A 19,428-nucleotide genomic window follows, 5' to 3' on the forward strand; every position below is an offset into this window, starting at 1 on the left:
TAATAATGTCAAGTGCTAATTTAGGAAAATTATATAAATAAAGTTTAGTCTAGTTGTATCAAGTTTGTTGTTTGCTCTATTATATCTATTAATGTATTATTGTATATATGAAAAATTTGGAGTTATTATGAAGTATTTAAAGTGGATTATTGGAATATTCATACTCATTTTGGCAAGTGTTTATACACTTGTGTTTACTAGTTTTGGAAACTCTATAGTTAAGCCTATACTTGAAGAGCAAATTAATAAAGAGGCTAAGCTAAATGCTAAAGTTGAAACCTTTAAATTAAGTATGAGCGAGATCGAGGTAGTGATATGGCTTCCTCAAAACAATATTCTATCTGTAAAAGGGGAGTATTCACTTTTTTCTCAATCATTTAACTTGAACTATATGGTTGATCTAAAAGATTTAGCAAGTTTGAAACATTTAACACAAACGGAGCTAAACGGTTCGTTTTTTACAGACGGAACTATAGTAGGTGACAAGAAACTTCTTGAGATCAAGGGAAAAAGTGATCTGGGAAAAAGCGATACTACATATTATGTAAAGCTCAATGAGTTTAACCCAAGTGCAATTATTGCCAAAGTTGAAAAAGCAGATCTCAAAACACTCTTACATATGGTAAATAAACCTGCTTATGCAAGTGCAGTGATCAATCTGGACCTTAACTTTAAAAACATAACACCCCATCAGCTTGACGGAGATATAAAACTTACTACACTCAACGGGACACTAAACTCTGAAGTAATGAGAAAAGATTTTAATATCAAAATCCCAAAAACAGATTTTAAAATGAAACTGGATGCAAAACTCCAGGGTGATGATATAGATTACAACTATCTACTAAATTCAAATCTGGCAAAAATATCTTCAGAGGGTAAAGTGGTTCCAGAGCCGTTAGCAGTTGATCTAAAGTATGCGCTTGATGTTCAAGAACTTGCAGTATTAAAGCCGATTACAAATGCCGATATAAGAGGAAATTTAAAACTTAATGGTGATGTAAAAGGTTCAAAAGAGCAGATGAAGATAAAAGGTAAAACTGATATAGCAGGATCAAATACAACTTTTCAAGCAGTGCTCAAAGAGTTTGAACCAAAAACACTTCAAGCTTCTATCAAACATCTTAAGCTGCAAAAACTTTTATATATGGTAAAACAACCTCATTATGCAGACGCTACATTTGATCTTAGTGCATCTTTGAGCAGTTTAGATATGAACAACTTAAAAGGTAATATAAAAACAGCTATCAGTGAGGGTGTACTTGATTCTAAATATCTCAGTAAAACGTATGAGTTTAAGACACTTATACCACGCACTACTTTTAATGCTACAACTTTTACAACACTAGATGGAAATTTAGTTGATACTAAACTGGATCTAAATTCAAATTTGGCAAACTTAGATATTAAACGTGCCCGCTTTAATCTTAAAGATAGTTCACTGCAGAGTGATTATAAAGTAAATGTAGATAACTTAGATAAGTTTTATTTTGTAACAGAGAGACATTTGAAAGGTTCTATCCTGGCTAACGGTGAGCTCAAGAAAGATAAAGATTTAGATTTTACGGCCCTTAGTAATATTGCGGGAGGAAAGCTGGATGCAAAACTTCATAATGATGATTTTGTAGCAAATATTTCAAATATGGATACTTTAAAAATATTAGATATCCTGATTTACCCGAAACTCTTTAAATCAGACGTAGATGCAAAAGTGAAGTATAACTTGGCAACTGCCAGCGGTACGTGTGATGCAAAACTCAAAGATGGGTTGTTTATGAGTAACCAAGCTCTGGATTTAACAAAAAAATATGCAAAGATTGATCTGTATAAACAAAAGTTTTTCGGTGATCTTAACGCAAAAATTAAAAAAGAGAATATTGTAGCTTCGCTTGATCTCAAATCAAACACATCTTCGATAAAAACTACAGGCACGAAGTTAAATTCGAAAACTAAACAGATAGATTCAAAAGTAGCTATTGTTGCAAACAATAATCCTGCAATTTATGTAAAACTGACAGGGGATGCAAATGCCCCAAAAGTACAAGTGGATGCGAGTGCACTTATAAAAGACGAGGCAAAAAAAGTGATCAACAAAGAGGTGAACAAACTCTTTAAAAAACTTTTTTAACGCTGGGTTTTAAATCTGTCTACAAACAGTAACATGACAGGCAATACGAAAAGGTCTGTCAGTAAAGAGAGTAAAATTAACATCGCACTATACATTCCGATAAGCTGCAGTGAATGGATCTGTGAGAAGTATAAAGATGCAAACACTAAAATAAGTACAAAAGAGCCTATAATAACAGGTATCCCTGCATAGAAAAAAACTTTTTCAAGTGTATGTTTTTGAGAGCGTCCAAAATATCTCAAACGGAAGTATTTAAAGGCAAAGTGAATTGTTGCATCTGAAGCAAGCCCCAAAGATATAGTCATGGCTATAAGCATCTCTAAACTTAGAGGAATGCTTAGGAGTGAGATAATAATTCCAAACCATAGTATTGGGATAACATTTATAGTAAAACCGACAAAGACCATCCCAATTGATCTAAAAATCCATCCTGTTATAAGTCCTATAATAACAAGGGCTGAAAAAAGCGATGTAGCAAGTAACAATGTTTGGCTGTATTTAGAGATACCAAGCAGTGTTTTATTGTCTATAAAATAGAGTTCTATCCCTTTATAGTTGACAAGCCACTCCAGAAGTTCAAGTTTATTGATATCAAAAAGATTGATCTCGATGTTTATGGCACTCTCATCAAAATATTTATCGCTTAGATTATAAAGATCCATATAAAAAAGAGCTTGTAGCAGTGCCTCTTGGTCAAGTTCATCAGTTTGGGTATTTGCATTGTTCAGGTTCTCTATGGCAGTTGCAAGAGAGTTGATATCTCCGAGTTCATCCTCAAACCTCTCTTGGAGATCGTTACTGAATTTTTCTACAGAGTGGATGAGGTTTAGATCAAGCTGTTTGTAGGGTACTTTAAGTTCAATCTGCTCATTTTTGACAGGGAGTTTAAAGAGGTTATTGCTTTTTGAGTAGATCAGATACCCGCCGCTGATAAGAAGCAGATAGGTAACAGTTAAAAAACTATAAAGGTATTTTTTTGAATAGTGCAATTCATTTGATGCAAGAAGGTAGCCTAGTTTTGCATAAGGAACATGGGTGTGTTTGAGTTCAAAGTGACTCACATATGCAGGTAAAAATGTTAAGTTTAACAGATACCCTATGATCGAAGAGATGATTACACTTAAACTCAGAAGTCTAATAATATCAGAATCAATAAACACTAAACTACCAAGTCCTAGTGCCGTTAAAACAGAGGTCCACATTGCCGGAACCATACTGCGGTTTAACATTTTTCTCAGGGCATTCATTTTATTCGTTTTGTACTGAGAGACATGCCATCTGTAGTAGAAGTATAAAAAATCAACTAAAGCGATACTAATGGTGATAAATGGCATGGTTACATGTATCGTATAGATGTTTGTTACCATTATGATTGTTGTAAATGTCAAGATCGTTGATAGTCCGACAAGTATCATCCCACCGATAGCAGCAAGATAGTTGCGAAACAGCAAGCGAAAAACAATCAATGTAACAAACATAAAAATAAATGCATAGAAAAACATTACTTGCCAGTTAATTTCGTGATTTACATCTACATATTCATATTCCCCGGGAATATTTAAACTGCTTAGATCTATTGTTTGTTGGCTACGGATAAAAAAGTAAAATGTTTGAAACTCTTCATCTACTACATTACAGTAATCATTATGCACCTCTTTTACAAGTTTTTTAAGACGTAAAGTATCTAAGTCTGTAGAGTTTACAACTACAACCATCTCTGAACCATCTTCTTTTTTAGTCTCTATAAAGTCATTGCTAAAAAGGGAAGATACTTTTGTAACCCCTTGAAGTGTCAAAAGTTGTTTGTGAAGATTTTTTAACTTTTCAAGCGAATTCTCATCAAAATTTTTTATATGGACTATTAGTTTGGAAAGATCATATGTATCAAACTGTTGAGCGTTTGTTTTTTTAAGTTCTTGGGAATCTTTTAACCAAAACAGCTCATCTGAAGAGAGAAATTTCGGTTGATATAAAAATGCGAGTAGTGCTGCAAGTAAAAAATAGAAAACTATAATAGTTTTACGATATTTTACAACTTGATCAACATATCTATTTATATTTGGTGTATGGTAGTACATTTAAGAACTCACTTTTGAATAATTAAAAAGGGACGTTTATTAACATTCATCTTTTTGGCTACAGTCGCAATCCTTTGTACTCTTTGTTTTGAAAGAGGAGTACCGGTAGCGAGAATTGTTTGTTTTGCTATCATGATCTTTAGTAGGGTATCTATCGGTTTTTTAGAGAGGTAAACGGCTGATACGGCATCTGTTGAATGAAGACGGGGAATACTATACAGATAGATACAGTAACGATATTTTAATAACATTTTAGGGTTTTGTGAAACCATAGAGATAAACTTACGAGAGTAGGGGCATAACGGATCTAAAAAAACATAGACTAAACGCTTTCCCTTACCGTAAATTAGCCCATCTCTTTCTATACTCTTTAGGAGTGAAATTGAAGTTTCATACGAGGGGGAACTATTGTGTTGAACCTCTGAAGCGTTAAGATATAGTGCCAATAAAATAGTTAATATTACTGTTTTAAACATAAAAGAATTATAACTATTTTTTATTACACTCACATTACAAAATTGTATGTTTTTTAATCAGCTAGAGTTTTTGACCTTGGCTGATATCCACAAGACTAAGGGCTAGAGCGACTTTGTTCTGGCCAATAATATCGATTGCCTGTTTCATTGTAAGACCAGTTGTTACGATATCATCTACCAAAATAACGTTCTCACCTTGAAAGTTTTTCAGTTGAAAATCTCTGGGATTGTTCTCTCTAAAAGCTTTTGATTTTCCGGAGTAGGAGACTTTGTTTTTTGCTCTTATCTTATTAAAAAGAGGTTTGATGTTGTAAGAGCTGAGGTGTTTGTTGAGTATAGCCGTATGTGAATATCCACTTGTAATCTTGTCATCGATTGCAAGAGATATATAGTTCTCTTTTGTATGAAACTCTTCGGCAAATTTAGCAAATGAGTGTTTGGCTAAGATATTGTAAATATGATAACCCACATCTGTATGTTTTGTATGAAGCAGTTTTTTGATCTCATCGTATTTATAAAAAGAGATGAGCTCGATGTTATTGTGAAGTGTTCTTTTGTAGAGGGATGGTTGAAGAAAGTTTTCTTGACACAACTTGCAGATATGAGTGTAAGAGAATCTCTCACACATCATACAGCGCATGTTAGTCCATTTTAAGAACAGACATAACAACTACTGTTTGTCTGTCTTCTTGCAATTGGAACAAGTTCCAATTAGAATTCATCTCACTAAAGCTTTTGCTTTCGCAAAGAGAGACATTCATATTTATTAATCCATTTTTAGTACGGACATAAATGCCTCTTGCGGAAGTTGTACTTTTCCGATAGCTTTCATACGTTTTTTACCTGCTTTTTGTTTTTCAAGCAGTTTTCTTTTACGGGTGATATCACCACCGTAACATTTTGCCGTAACATTTTTACCTGTAGATTTTACAGTCTCACGAGCAATAACCTGACTTCCAAGAGATGCTTGAACAGCAACTTCGAAAAGTTGGCGAGGAATTAACTCTTTCATATTTTTTACAAGTGCACGTCCGCGCGGCAGCGCTTGTGTACGTGGCACGATAACACTTAGAGCATCCACAGCTTCACCTGCAACTTTAATATCAAGTTTTACAAGGTCACCCTGTTTGAAGTCAATTGGTTCATAATCAAAAGAAGCATACCCTTTTGAGATAGATTTCAGCGTATCGTAGAAATCCATTACAATCTCATTCATAGGGATCTCATACTCAAGCATAACTCTATCCTCGTTGAGGTAAGTCATCTTCGTTTGGTTACCGCGTTTAGAAACCAGTAGCGTGATAATATTTCCAAGATATTCACTTGGAGTAATCACAGTTGCACGTACATACGGCTCTTCAATATGATCTATCTTTTGAACAGGTGGTAGTTCTGAAGGATTTTGTACTTCAATCTTTGTCCCGTCAGTCATATATACATGATAGATTACCGAAGGTGCTGTTGCAATCAAGTCAAGACCGTATTCACGCTCAAGTCTCTCTTTAATAACTTCCATGTGTAGCATTCCAAGGAAACCTACACGGAAACCAAATCCAAGAGCCACTGATGTCTCAGGCTCATAAGATAAAGATGAGTCGTTAAGTTTTAACTTGTCAAGCGCATCACGAAGATCTTCAAATTTATCAGTATCGATCGGATAAAGTCCTGCAAATACAAACGGTTTTGCCGGTTCATAATCTCCAACAGGCTCTGCAGTAGGATTTTTAGCATCTGTAATTGTATCACCAACGCTTACAACACTTACCTCTTTAAGTCCAAGTACAACAATACCGATCTCACCTGATTTGATTGAACCTGTTTTGATCTTTTTCTTAGGGTGTGGATACATAAGATCAAGTACCTGATGCTCCTCTCCACTACTCATAAGTTTAATCGTTTGACCTTTTGAGATCTCTCCGTCAAATACACGAACAAGTGCAAGTGCACCGAGATATGTATCGAACCAAGAATCGTAAATAATCGCTTTCGTTGTTGCATCAGGATCTCCAACAGGTGCAGGTACACGATCAACGATAGCGTCAATTAGTTCACGAATACCTATACCTGTTTTCGCACTGACAAGTACGGCATCTGTTGCATCGATTCCAATTGAAGTTTCAATCTCTTCAGCTACACGTTCAGGTTCAGCTGCAGGGAGATCTATCTTGTTGATAACAGGGATCAGTTCAAGGTCATTGTCAAGTGCAAGATATACATTTGCAATCGTTTGTGCTTCAACACCTTGTGCAGCATCAACGATTAAAAGTGCACCGTCAGATGAGGCAAGTGATTTACTTACCTCATAAGAAAAGTCAACGTGGCCCGGAGTGTCTATAAGGTTAAGGATATAGTGCTCACCGTCTTTTACATAGTCAAGTCTAACAGATTGTGCTTTGATCGTGATACCACGCTCTTGTTCAATATCCATAGTATCCATCATCTGTGAGCTAAGCTCTCTATCACTTACTGCTCCACACTCCTGGATAATTCTATCTGCTAGTGTACTTTTACCGTGATCAATATGTGCGATAATAGAAAAGTTTCTAATATTTTCCAAGGTTTTCCTCTACATAAACAGGCTGTTAACACTTTCGTTGTGGTAAACTCTACGGATTACTTCAGCGAAAAGTGGAGCTACTGTTAAAACTTTAATTTTATTGTGTTGTTTTGTCTCTAGTGTATTTGTGATGATAAGTTCATCAAGTTCACCGTTTGAAAGGTTATCGTATGCTTTTCCGCTGAGAACTCCGTGAGTTGCACAAGCCATTACAGAGTTAGCACCTTTATTTTTAAGTGCAGTTGCCGCTTTTACCATAGTACCTGCAGTATCTACCATATCGTCGATCATAATTACATCTTTATCTGTAACATCACCGATAATGTTCATAACTTCACTCTCGTTTGCTTTCTCACGACGTTTATCAACGATAACCATCTCTAAGCCCATTCTGCTTGCGAAATATCTAGCACGAGCAACCCCACCTATGTCCGGAGAAGCGATAATAGGGTTTTTAAGATTTTTAGATTTGATATATGTCTCAAAAGTGATACTTCCGTAGAGGTTATCAACTGGAATATCGAAGAATCCTTGAATTTGTCCAGCGTGTAGATCGATAGTTACAACTCTGTCTATACCTGCAGTTTGATACATATCGGCTACTAGTTTTGCAGTAATTGGAACTCTTGGAGCAGCTTTACGATCTTGTCTTGCATATCCATAGTATGGAACAACAGCAGTGATGCTTGATGCAGAAGAGCGGCGAAGTGCATCTGTCATGATGAGAAGTTCCATTAAGTTATCATTAGATGGAGCACCAGTAGATTGTACAATGAAAACATCACGACCACGAACAGACTCAGAAATTTGTACTGAGATCTCACCGTCACTAAACTTTTTAACATCAGCTTTTGCCAACGGCACATCTAAAACAGAACAGATCTCTTTAGCAAAATCGACACTTGCAGTACCAGCAAAAATTTTATAACCACGCATAAGTTAACCTTTTGGTAAATTTAATACGTGATTATACTCCAACTGTCCTAAGAGGATGTTGAAAAATTATTGGCAGTTTTTGCAAAGTCCTGATAAAACCATATCAACTTTATTAACTTGAAAATTTATATGGCTTAGGTCGAACTCATGAATAGGGGAAAGATCTAAATGGATATCTTCCACCTCTCCACATTTTTCACATACTAAATGAGAATGTGCTTCTTTAGTAAGTTCATACACAGATTTGGCATTTGGAAGTTTTACCTCTTGTATAAAGGCATTTTCGATCATAATATTGATATTTTTATAGATCGTCGCCAAAGATATTGAGTTGAACTTTTTTAACAATATATCATAGAGTTTTTCTATTGTTAAGTGCCCATTGAGCATTAAAGCATTCGCGATCTCAATACGTTGAGGCGTCGCTTTTAGATTATGAGCTCTTAATAGTTCTGTATAATTTTCCATGTTTATATTATACAACACCAATTATTAAAGGAGAATCCTTATATTTTAATTATAATTTTTTTTAAAGTATCTTTTGGAATCGGATAAGGGTAGAGCGTAAAATGGCACCTTTGTCGGTATGGGTACTTTTCATCTGAAGCTCACTATCTAAAAGGAGCTCATGAAGCTTATAGTATACAGGCGGTTTTATCTTAATTGACTGGTTTGCTTTTGCATCAACTACAAACTTCGGTGCTGGATAGCCGAGTATTTCAAGGGCATTTGGTGCACCGTTAACACGGATATAGATATTGAACATATAGAGCTGCGTAATATAAGATGTTAGTGTGGTAAGGATTCTAATCTCATCTTCACCGTGTTCAAGTATGTTTTGAAGATCCTCCGTAATGTCACGCTTTTCTAAAAGCTTTTTCATAAAGTCTTCTAGGTTTATCTCCCCTAAACCATATACTACATTATCTATATCTTTTGTTGTAATTTCACGATCGAAAACTGCGAGCTTGTCAAGCTCATTTGCAGCTAGTGCTACATCTGCATTATGAGTGTTCAGAAGATGTGAAACACTGTATTTGTCTATCTTGACATTTTTTTGCTGAGCCAGATTGAGGATGATATTTTGCGCTTCATACTCTTTTGGATTGAAAAATCTCACGTTCATCGCTTTTGTTTTTGCAAACGCTTTCGTATATGTTTTATGATCGCTTCCGTAATAAGCATACACAAAAATATTATCGGGATTTTTTTCACATAGTGCTATGAGAGTTTCGAGGTCTTTTTTATTAACTTTTTTTTCACTCTTAATGATCAAAATATTGCGATCGCCGAAAAGTGAAGCTTGTGAAAGATGCGCTTTTGCAGAGTTGAAGTCATACTCATCATAATAATATGTAAGAGTGTTTGCATCTTCGATGTTTGTCATCATTTTTGTGTACATATCTATAAGAAAAGCACTCTCACCGAAAAAAACTAAGGCGTTTGAAACACTTTTACTTTGAATATGTTTGTCAAACTCTGCTTTATACATCAACTCTTCTTACAATTGTTGCAAAGATTCTTGCACGTGCAATATCAACTTTATCTATTCTTACAATTACATCTTCAAAGAGAACAAAATTATCATGTGCAGTGAGTTGAAGTTTCGCACCGATGATCTCATCTTTGAGATCGCCACGAAGTTCTGGATCGGTTGCCGTGATTTTTGCTTTAAACTCTTTCCCTATATTTTCGTTTGCCCATCGTGCGTATTTACGAGCCATAAACTCTATCTCTATGGTACTTGCTTCACGCTCTTTTTCACTGATCGCCATTGAGAGAGATTCTATGTTTCTAAGAACATAAGAACCTTCAGCTGTATCACCTGCATTAATAGCTTTTAAAAGGCGGTGTACAATCAGGTCACTGTATCTTCTAATTGGAGATGTAAAGTGTGTATATCGATCAAAGCCAAGTCCAAAGTGACCGTAATTAAGCGGTGCATATCGAGCCTGCATCTGTGCACGAATAATGAGGGTATCGACTTCACTCTCCAGGTTCAGATCTCGAGCCTGCTCCTGAATAAACTCTATAGTCTCTTTAACTGTGTCTTTTATCTCTATTTGAATACCGATAGATGCTAACTCTTGGTAAAGCACTTGCAGTTTTGCTTGACTAGGCGGTTCGTGAATTCTAAAGATTCCGCGATCATAACGGCTGGCTGCTTCTTTATTTGCTAAAAGCATACAATCTTCGATCAAAGAGTGTGAAGGAGTCTCCTCAGCTTCATGTGTTGAGACGATATTATGCTGTTCATCGATCTGCATCTCTATCTCGCTAGATCTGAAATCAAATCCTATTTTTAATCTTTTCTCACGTAGCGCATCGGTAATAGGTTTGAGTTTAGAGATTGCATCTAAAACCTCTTCCTCATCACTGTTTTTCGGTTTGAGTTTCCCTTCAAAAAATAGATCTATCTCTTCATAGTTAAATCTTCTTTTTGAATGGATAATAGCTTCATAAACTTCAGAGTGTACAACCTCTAAAGATTCTCTGTCGAGGTGCATCTCAAAAACATAAGAGAGTCTGTCCTTATGAGGCTGAAGTGAACATAAAGTCTCACTTAGTTCACGCGGTAACATCGGAATTGAACGATGAGGCAGATAGATAGAAAAACTTCTGTATATCGCTTCATCATCTATTGGACCGAATGGTTTTACATATTCACTTACATCTGCGATTGCTACATAAAGTACAGAGTTTGCATCATCCCAGCAGATGGCATCATCAAAATCTTTTGCAGTAACAGGGTCGATCGTAGAAAACGGTAGTGATCTGAGATCTTTTCTTTTTGGATATTTTGAAGCATCTACCTCAGGAAATGATTTTGCAAGTTTTAAAACCTCTTCATCAAATTCATCATGTTTATTGAACTGTGCAAGTACTATTTTTTCATCTACTAGAGGATCATCAAGGTTCCCAAGAAATTCAACTACTGTGTTTTCGAAGTTATCTATTTTAAAGAGGTCCCCCAGATTATGGCTATTTAATTCCTCTTCACTAAGTTCTGCTCCGACGGGATGTTCAGTTTTAAGATCTACGAATGATCTATGCCCGTACTTTTCTATAATATACCCGATAGAGTAAGTTTGTTCACGCCCTACAATTTCAGCAATAGTTGCAGCAGGAGTTCCCCGTTTCCCAAGTAATCTCTTCGCAATAATAAGATCACCCTCTGTAGCTACACCAATATCATCTATATACAAGTCTTTTACATTCTCACCGATAACATGTAGATATGCTGTATTGTTTTGTACAAGTCCTAAAGTACCTGCACGATATTTAGAATGAAACTTATAAACATTGTCTTTGTATGTGAGGTAGTTTTTGGAGAGCCACTCTCCGATAAGTTGGAGTTCGTGTTCAGTGGTATCTTGCTCACTCAATCCATGAGTGAGCTTAATGAGTAGAGATTTCAACTTGTAAGATCTTTTCTATAGATTTTCTATAGCTGTTTCATAGCTTTCTAAATCAAGTTCATATTTTGCGATTAACTCTTTTGCTGCTGCAATACTTTCTTCTGTAACCGTACCATTCATAGGTACCGATACACGAACAACATGAAGAATTTTTGCTGCACGTTTTGTATCTTCATCTTCAGCTTTTTCAGGGTCTTCACAATGTGCTATAACATTAACAAGACTTTCTTCAAATTTCCACTGACTGAAGATTAAAGAACTTACTTCAGGAGTATCTGCACCCACTACTTCTTTTTCAGCTTCTTCAACATCTTTTATTTTCTCTAAAGTATCACGGAATTGTTCTTGTTTTGATTCGGCAATAATTTGTTGAGCTATAAGAACTTTTCCAATCTCAACTAAAAAAGCTGCAGGAGATAAAACACCCATCAGTTTGTTCTCTTTTCTTAAACACCATGCTGTTACAAGTGCATGTTGTTTTTTTGAAAGAGTAGAAAACATTTCATTTGAGATTCCGTAAGGAGATAAGTCAAGAGGAAAACTTTTCTTTACAATTGAAGCTAAAGCAAAACCGCGAACAGTACCCATTCCAAAAAGTCCTACTGCTTGAGAGATAGCGTTAATCTCACGTGAAAAGCCGTATAGTGGAGAGTTTGCAGCTTTTAAAATATCTGCAGTTAAAAGAGGATCTTTTTCTAGGATCTTTACCATATCGTTAAACGTACTATCCGGATTTTGATATACTGCTTCGATCTCCATAGCAGATTCCGGAAGTGGCGGCAGTTGTTTAATCTTTTTTAAAATTGCTTCAGTCATAAGGGTAGACTCTCTTATTTTAGATTTATTGTAATTGTATAATTATATAACTTATAGATAAAATCAGACTGAATATTTACAAAAAGCTGTTATGATTTTCTTTAAAAATTAATTACTAAAAACAGGGAGATTTAATATGCAAAATGATGCGATGCTAATACAGTTAGGATATGCACCAAATCAAACACTGGTTCAACAGTTTGAAAAGATAAAAAATAATACAAAAGATTATGCAAAAATTGAAAAACACATTATGGATTTACACGATCATTTAAAAGTGAACAATGCCTATGTAGCCCTTTCAAATTCGAAAGATTATTTAAAGATTAAAATTGAATCAGATTCGGAAGAATTGGTGCAAGAAGCGCATCAAAAAGTAAAGCACTTCAGCGATAAGTATAAAGTTAAACTTGAAAAAATCCCTCAAAAAGAAACGTACTACATTTTAGGATTTCATCACTAAAATTATGACAGAACCTATGAGTTTAGAAGGGTACGACCTTCTGGTAGAAGAGTTTAAATTTTTACTAGAGGTTGAAAAACCCAAAACTGCAGAAGAGAAAAGGGTGGCTGCTGCCCTTGGTGACAGAAGCGAAAACGCAGATTACCAAGCCGCTAAAGAGAAACTTCGTTTTATTGATAAGAGACTTTTTTATCTAGATAAAATGATAAAATCCGCGAATGTGATAGACCCTTCGCTTCATCCCCATGTAAAAGTTTCATTTGGAAGTACCGTTACCATTGTAAATTATGATACTGACGAAGAGGAAAAATATACATTGTGTGGTGTGCTTGAAAGTGAAATTGAAAACGGTTTGATCTCTATTCATTCTCCGCTTGCTCGTGCAATGCTCGGTAAAGAAGTAGGTGATGATTTTAAAGTAAAACTTCCAAACGGTATTAAAGAGTATGAGATTGAAGCGATAGAGTATATAAATATCTTTACACTCAAAAAGAATATTAGGACTAAAAAAGACTTTTCCTTCCATTAAAATAAGATTTAGCAGAATTTCGATATAATCCGCATTTAAAAACTCAAATTTTAGGAACTATCCGTGAGCCAACAATTACCTGATATAGATCAACAACTTGCAAATCACAAGTTAAGCCAAGATGACTACACACATATAAAAGAGATTTTAGGTCGTGAACCGAATCTTGTAGAGCTTGGTGTTTTCTCAGCAATGTGGTCTGAGCACTGTTCGTACAAATCTTCAAAAGTACACTTAAAAGGTTTCCCTACTAAAGCACCATGGGTTATCCAAGGTCCAGGTGAAAATGCCGGAGTTATTGACATCGGTGACGGTTATGCTGCCGTATTTAAAATGGAATCACACAACCACCCAAGTTTTATTGAACCGTATCAAGGTGCTGCAACTGGTGTTGGTGGTATTATGCGTGACGTATTTACAATGGGTGCTCGTCCTGTTGCAAATTTAAATGCACTAAGATTTGGTAATGTGTTAAACGATGATGATATCTCTAAGCACCAAAGATATTTAGTACGCGGTGTAACTGAAGGTATCGGTGGATACGGTAACTGTATGGGTGTACCGACTATCGGTGGTGAGACAAGTTTTGATGAATGTTATAATGGAAACATTTTAGTAAATGCATTTACATTAGGTCTTGCAAAATCTGATGAGATCTTCTACGGTCGTGCAGAGGGTATTGGTAACCCTGTACTTTACGTTGGTGCAAAAACTGGTCGTGACGGTCTTGGTGGAGCTGTTATGAGTTCAGATTCTTTTACTGAAGAGTCAAAATCTCTTCGCCCGACTGTTCAGGTAGGTGACCCGTTTACTGAAAAACTTTTACTTGAAGCGTGTTTAGAGCTTTTCAAAACTGATCACGTTGTTGGTATCCAAGATATGGGTGCAGCTGGACTTACATCTTCATCTTTTGAGATGGCTGGACGTTCAGGTTCGGGGATGATTATGCATCTGGACAAAGTTCCTGCTCGTGAAGAGGGGATGACTCCGTACGACTTTATGCTTTCAGAATCTCAAGAGCGTATGCTTCTTTGTGCTAAAAAAGGTTCAGAAGAGGAGATCATCAAGATTTTTGAAAAATGGGATCTTGATGCTGCAGTTATCGGTGAAGTAACTGCAACTGGAAACATGGAACTTTTCTGGCACGGTGATAAAGTTGCTGAGGTTCCAGTTGATCCGGTTTCTGAAGAGGCACCTGAGCTGAACCGTCCGATGAAAAGACCTGCTTACTTAGATGAGATCAAAGATACTACTATTAATGACTTTGCAAAAGTGTCAAACCAAGAAGCGTTTGAAACACTTACAAAATCTATGGAAGTTGTAGATAAATCTTGGATCTATACTCAGTACGATTCAATGGTACAAACAAATACGGTAAAAAAAGGTGGAGAGCTTGACGCTTCTGTAATCCGTGTAAAAGAGAATGGTCGCGCACTTGCAATGAGTGCTGACTGTAACGTTCGTTACTGTTTTATCGATCCTAAAGGGGGCGGGGCTGCTGCAGTAATCGAGTCTGGTAGAAACGTTGCAATGTCTGGTGCTCGTCCACTTGCGATCACTGACTGTCTAAACTACGGTAACCCTGAAAATCCGGAAGTTATGTGGCAATTCGGTGAAGGTTGTCTAGGTATTAAAGAAGCGTGTGCTGAACTTACTACTCCGGTTATCGGTGGAAACGTTTCACTATATAATGAAACAAACGGAGTTTCAGTATTCCCTACACCTTCGATCGCAACTGTTGGTGTAAATGATGACCAAAACAATGTACTTCTTTCAAACTTCCAAAACGAAGGTGATATCCTTTACCTGGTTGGTGAGTCAAAAAGTGAGTTCGGTGGTTCATTATATATGAAAGAGATTTGTGGAACTGTTGCTGGAACTCTTCCTGAGATCGACTACAAAAAAGAGCTTGCGCTTTGGGACTTAGTGATCGAAGCAAATAAAAAACATCTACTAGAGTGTGCTAAAGATGCTTCAAGCGGTGGTGTAGCTATCGCTTTAGCTAAAATGGCGGCAACTTCAGGTCTTGGATGTGACGTAAATATGAGTGTAGAAGATGAGCGTGATATCTTTGCTGAGTCTTTTTCTCGTGCGATCGTATCTGTAAAACCAGAAAATGCAGCTGCTTTTGAAGCTGAACTAAACGGTCTTGCTTGTGAAAAAATCGGTACAGTTGGTGGCGATACAATCAGAATCAATGATGTTTCAATGAGCATGGAACTACTTAAAGATAACTACTTCAATACATTTAAAAGAGTAATTGAGAGAGATTTATAGTCTCTCCATACTCCCTCTCTACACACTTCCCCTCAATTATTAATCACTTTTTGATTAATAATTAATCAAAATAACTGCCTAAAAAATAATCAGTTTTTTGTCGTCAATCACTTTGAAAAGGTATATAATTTTTCTACATTATTTCGAAGGATTAACATGAAGAAATGGCTAGTAGCGATGTTGTTCGCATTACCGACTTTGGCGTTAGCGGAAGATGCGCCTACACTAGATACAGGTGATACAGCGTGGATGATGGTATCAGCTGCATTAGTATTACTAATGACGCCGGCAGGGTTGGCGCTTTTTTATGCAGGTATGACAAGAAGTAAGAATGTGCTTAATACTTATGCAATGGTATTAGGAGCATTTGCAGTTGCTTTTATCGCATGGATAGCAGCAGGTTATTCAATGGCATTCGGTGACGGTGGAAGCCTTCAAACATTTATCGGTGGATTTGGTAACGCATTCTTAAGCGGTATTAACTGGAATGACTTAAGTGGTACATATCCAACTTATGTATTTGTTGTATTCCAAGGTACTTTTGCAGCTATTACTGTAGCTATTGCTTCTGGTTCAGTTATTGAGAGAATCAAGTTTTCAACATGGATCGTATTTGTTGCAATCTGGACAATTGTAGTATATGCTCCAATTACACACATGGTATGGGGTGGAGACGGTGCCTTATTATTTGATGCAGGTGCATTAGATTTCGCAGGTGGTACAGTTGTACACATGAATGGTGGTTTAGCTGGTTTAGTATTAGCTTACCTAGTAGGTAAACGTAACGGTTATCCAAAAATTGCAATGAAACCAATGTCAGTAATGTTAACAGCACTAGGTGCAGCATTATTATGGTTTGGTTGGTATGGATTCAACGGTGGTTCTGCATTCGGTGCTAACGAAATCGCTGGTCTTGCTTACTTAACAACTACATTAGCTACTGCATTTGCTGCAATGGTATGGGTAGGATTAGAGTGGATGGTATTCAAAAAACCAACACTATTAGGTGCTGCTTCAGGTGTTGTAGCAGGTTTAGTTGCAATTACTCCAGCTGCTGGATTCGTTGATGTAACTGGTGCATTCATCGTAGGTGGTGTAGGTTCAGTTGTAGGTTTCTTCGGTGTAGCTGTACTTAAAAAGAAACTTGGTTATGATGATTCTTTAGATGCATTTGGTATCCACTTCTTAGCAGGTCTATGGGGTGCATTAGCAACAGGTTTATTAGCTCTAAACGACCAAGACTTACTATGGGATGGTCCACTAAAAGCTGCAGGTGACAGAATGGGTCAATTTATGGTTCAAGTTGAATCTGTAGTAGTAGTTGGTATCTTCACTTTAGTTGGTACTGTTATCGTTTACTATATCGCTTCTGCAATCACTGGTGGTGGTAGAGTTGATGATGAAACTGAACAACTTGGTCTTGATGAAGCTGTTCATGGCGAAAAAGTTCTTAACTTATAAGAACTTTTCGATATTGAAAAAGAGAGAATTGAGATGAAAAAAATAGAAGCAATCATAAAACCTTTTAAACTTGAAGACCTAAAAGTTGCATTAGTTGAAGTTGGTATAAGTGGTTTAACAGTAGAAGAAGTACAAGGGTATGGAGAAGCGAAAAAACATTCTGAACTTTATAGAGGTTCAGAGTATCAAATAGATTTTGTGCCCCATATGAGATTAGAGATTATTGTTGCAGATAACGAGGTTACAAAAGTAACTGATGTAATAAAAGAGGTTAATCATACCGGCAAAGCGGGTGATGGGAAAATCTTTGTATCTTCGATGGTTAATGTTATTAGAATTCGTACCGGTGAAACTGGAGAAAATGCTGTAGGATAAAACTACAGCATTAATTTTAGCTTAAATTTAATATCTACACCTTTATTATTTACTAAATATTTACCCTTAAAATATTACAATTCTGGTATGAAAATTAAATCGTTATTGGTAATCTTATTGTTATCATTGTTTAGTTTAGCTTTAGAAGCACAACTCTATACAGAGGGTATAGAACCTATTTCAGTGGAAAAAGAAGTGCAGCAAACTATCGATGTTCCAGAAGAGATCGAAGATGATGATAGACTGTTTTTTACAGTTGAAGATATTGCAAAAAATGCTTATCCTCTTGTAAAAAAAATAGATTTTCATAACACTATATCTATGCAAGAGTTCTCGACAGAGATTCATAGACCTCCTATAGTTTTATAATATCTCCCTCCTTAAAATTCAAACAAATTTCAAAAACAAATAAAATATAGCATTGTCTATAGTAAAAAAATAAATTATAAACTTAGGATAAAAATATGAAAAAAATTCTTGTATCTACATTATTTACAGCTGGTATGTTATTTACTCAGGCACAGGCACAGAGTGTTCAAAAAGATTCGATCAAAGTAGAAAAAACGTTTAAAAACAGTTTTGATACACAGGTATTAAAAGATGCTTTTATGGATGCTGCCTCAAAAGAATCATGGCGTGTTACAGGTGATACTCCCCAAAAGCTAAGTTTGGAAAAAAACTTTTCACAGAAACGAAAATACTATAATCATGCGGTTAATCGCGGTCAACGTAGAATTATTCACGAAACGGTAAACTTAAATGTAAGTTTGGCTGAAAGCGGATTCTCTATGAACTTAACTCTTAAAGATAAAGATTCAAAGATCGCAGAAGAAGCACAGCAGTCTTTAGAAGACCTGCAAAGTAAAGTTTATACAAACTTAGTTAAGACTACATTGTAGATTATAGTGCTGCATTTGCAGCGCTATAGTTCATCCAATACAGTTTAATCGATCAAATATTGTAAAAGTTCAGGATCCAAATCTTTTTTGATACCGGCGACTTCATCAATACTTTTGAGGTTAAATCCGTTTTTATCATAACAGATAACAGATTCTTGCTCCCCCATTATAAGTGCATCGATTGCATAATTCACAAACTTGTACCCCATAAGTCGATCATAAGATGTTGGATTACCACCTCTTTGTATATGTCCAAGAACAGTAACACGTGCTTCAATACCAACCTCTTTTTCAAACCACTCGGCAATTTCATTCGTATCTTGTTCAATCCCTTCAGAAACTATAGCCAAAAAGTAGCGTCTTCCATGATGAAGCTGTTTTTTGAATTCGTTTACATAAAGTTCTAAATTGTAAGGAACTTCGGGAATTAAACATAGTTCACTTCCGGAAGTTAAATGGGATACTAGCGCTAAATAACCGCAATCTCTTCCCATTGTCTCTATAACAAAAGCACGCTTGAAAGATGATGCAGTATCACGAATAGAATCAAGTGCACTTCGTATCACATTTAAAGCAGTATCTACCCCTAAACAGTATTCTGTTCCGTTGATGTCGTTATCAATTGTAGATGGTATACCGCAAAATTTTATACCGTGCTCTTTATAAAAGATATCCAATCCTCGAAATGAACCGTCACCACCTAGTACTACGAGCATATTTATATTGTGTTTATCGAGATTCTTTTTCGCTATTTTTCTATATTTTTTCTCAAGAAAACGTTTACTTCTGGCACTCCCAATTTTTGTACCCCCTTTAGTGATGATACCTGCAACGTCCGCATAAGTTGCCTGCTCAATATTATTGTCGATTAAACCTTCATAACCGTCGTAAATAAAGTAGGGCGTTAATCCTTTTTGTATAGAGTACTCTACAAAGTGTTTTACCGCAGGATTCATTCCTGAAACATCACCGCCGGAACATAAAATAGCTATATTATTATCCATTACAACCTCT

The 19,428-nt window shown here is 36.0% G+C and carries 18 protein-coding genes; 8 read left to right on the forward strand and 10 right to left on the reverse strand.

Annotation, left to right across the window (positions count from 1 at the left end; genetic code table 11):
- Positions 1–127: 127 nt before the first annotated feature.
- Positions 128–2,128: a translocation/assembly module TamB domain-containing protein gene (locus tag FJR03_RS02625; RefSeq protein WP_193114115.1), complete on the forward strand. Its 2,001-nt coding sequence runs from the start codon at positions 128–130 to the stop codon at positions 2,126–2,128.
- On the opposite strand, the gene FJR03_RS02630 is transcribed toward FJR03_RS02625, so the two are convergent.
- From FJR03_RS02630 to FJR03_RS02670, 9 genes are all read right to left on the reverse strand, one after another.
- Positions 2,125–4,206, reverse strand: a complete 2,082-nt coding sequence (locus FJR03_RS02630) for an RND transporter family protein (RefSeq protein ID WP_193114116.1) — start codon at positions 4,204–4,206, stop codon at positions 2,125–2,127. The genes FJR03_RS02625 and FJR03_RS02630 overlap by 4 nt on opposite strands.
- An 8-nt stretch (positions 4,207–4,214) precedes the next feature.
- Positions 4,215–4,682, reverse strand: a complete 468-nt coding sequence (locus FJR03_RS02635; RefSeq protein WP_193114117.1) for a thioredoxin domain-containing protein — start codon at positions 4,680–4,682, stop codon at positions 4,215–4,217.
- 61 nt (positions 4,683–4,743) lie between these two features.
- Positions 4,744–5,313, reverse strand: coding sequence for a phosphoribosyltransferase family protein (locus FJR03_RS02640; RefSeq protein WP_226962159.1), 570 nt, complete (start codon positions 5,311–5,313; stop codon positions 4,744–4,746).
- Positions 5,314–5,448: 135 nt separating this feature from the next.
- Positions 5,449–7,239, reverse strand: coding sequence for a translation elongation factor 4 (gene lepA / locus FJR03_RS02645; RefSeq protein ID WP_193114119.1), 1,791 nt, complete (start codon positions 7,237–7,239; stop codon positions 5,449–5,451).
- Positions 7,240–7,248: 9 nt separating this feature from the next.
- Complete coding sequence (locus FJR03_RS02650) at positions 7,249–8,175, reverse strand: ribose-phosphate pyrophosphokinase (RefSeq protein ID WP_193114120.1); 927 nt, start codon at positions 8,173–8,175, stop codon at positions 7,249–7,251.
- Between the two features lie 66 nt (positions 8,176–8,241).
- On the reverse strand, positions 8,242–8,643 hold the full coding sequence (locus tag FJR03_RS02655; RefSeq protein WP_193114121.1) for a Fur family transcriptional regulator: 402 nt from the start codon (positions 8,641–8,643) through the stop codon (positions 8,242–8,244).
- A 61-nt stretch (positions 8,644–8,704) separates the two neighbouring features.
- Entirely contained in the window at positions 8,705–9,667 is a 963-nt protein-coding gene (gene holA / locus FJR03_RS02660) for a DNA polymerase III subunit delta (RefSeq protein ID WP_193114122.1), read from the reverse strand.
- On the reverse strand, positions 9,660–11,561 hold the full coding sequence (locus tag FJR03_RS02665) for an RNB domain-containing ribonuclease (protein ID WP_226962160.1): 1,902 nt from the start codon (positions 11,559–11,561) through the stop codon (positions 9,660–9,662). The genes holA and FJR03_RS02665 overlap by 8 nt, the downstream gene beginning before the upstream one ends.
- Before the next feature lie 48 nt (positions 11,562–11,609).
- Positions 11,610–12,410, reverse strand: a complete 801-nt coding sequence (locus tag FJR03_RS02670; RefSeq protein WP_193114124.1) for an HDOD domain-containing protein — start codon at positions 12,408–12,410, stop codon at positions 11,610–11,612.
- 136 nt (positions 12,411–12,546) lie between these two features.
- Here FJR03_RS02670 and FJR03_RS02675 point away from each other — a divergent pair, with 136 nt between their 5' ends.
- The 7 genes from FJR03_RS02675 (at position 12,547) to FJR03_RS02705 (ending at position 18,414) form a co-directional block, all read left to right on the forward strand.
- Positions 12,547–12,873: a hypothetical protein gene (locus FJR03_RS02675; RefSeq protein ID WP_193114125.1), complete on the forward strand. Its 327-nt coding sequence runs from the start codon at positions 12,547–12,549 to the stop codon at positions 12,871–12,873.
- 4 nt (positions 12,874–12,877) lie between these two features.
- Complete coding sequence (locus FJR03_RS02680; RefSeq protein ID WP_193114126.1) at positions 12,878–13,402, forward strand: GreA/GreB family elongation factor; 525 nt, start codon at positions 12,878–12,880, stop codon at positions 13,400–13,402.
- Between the two features lie 63 nt (positions 13,403–13,465).
- Positions 13,466–15,679 (forward strand): phosphoribosylformylglycinamidine synthase subunit PurL, encoded by a 2,214-nt coding sequence (gene purL / locus FJR03_RS02685; protein ID WP_193114127.1) that lies wholly within the window; start codon positions 13,466–13,468, stop codon positions 15,677–15,679.
- A gap of 156 nt (positions 15,680–15,835) precedes the next feature.
- A complete protein-coding gene (locus FJR03_RS02690; RefSeq protein WP_193114128.1) occupies positions 15,836–17,140 on the forward strand; it encodes an ammonium transporter in 1,305 nt (434 codons plus the stop codon).
- A 33-nt stretch (positions 17,141–17,173) separates the two neighbouring features.
- Positions 17,174–17,515, forward strand: coding sequence for a P-II family nitrogen regulator (locus FJR03_RS02695; RefSeq protein WP_193114129.1), 342 nt, complete (start codon positions 17,174–17,176; stop codon positions 17,513–17,515).
- A gap of 87 nt (positions 17,516–17,602) precedes the next feature.
- Positions 17,603–17,884: a hypothetical protein gene (locus tag FJR03_RS02700; RefSeq protein ID WP_193114130.1), complete on the forward strand. Its 282-nt coding sequence runs from the start codon at positions 17,603–17,605 to the stop codon at positions 17,882–17,884.
- Positions 17,885–17,979: 95 nt separating this feature from the next.
- Positions 17,980–18,414 carry a hypothetical protein gene (locus FJR03_RS02705; RefSeq protein ID WP_193114131.1) on the forward strand — a complete coding sequence of 145 codons (435 nt, stop codon included), beginning with the start codon at positions 17,980–17,982 and terminating at the stop codon, positions 18,412–18,414.
- Between the two features lie 44 nt (positions 18,415–18,458).
- Here the strand turns inward: FJR03_RS02705 and FJR03_RS02710 are convergent, their stop codons facing one another.
- Positions 18,459–19,418: a 6-phosphofructokinase gene (locus FJR03_RS02710; RefSeq protein WP_193114734.1), complete on the reverse strand. Its 960-nt coding sequence runs from the start codon at positions 19,416–19,418 to the stop codon at positions 18,459–18,461.
- Positions 19,419–19,428 lie beyond the last annotated feature (10 nt).

The sequence above is a fragment of the Sulfurimonas marina genome, assembly GCF_014905095.1.
In the GTDB taxonomy this organism is placed as follows: Bacteria; Campylobacterota; Campylobacteria; order Campylobacterales; family Sulfurimonadaceae; genus Sulfurimonas; species Sulfurimonas marina.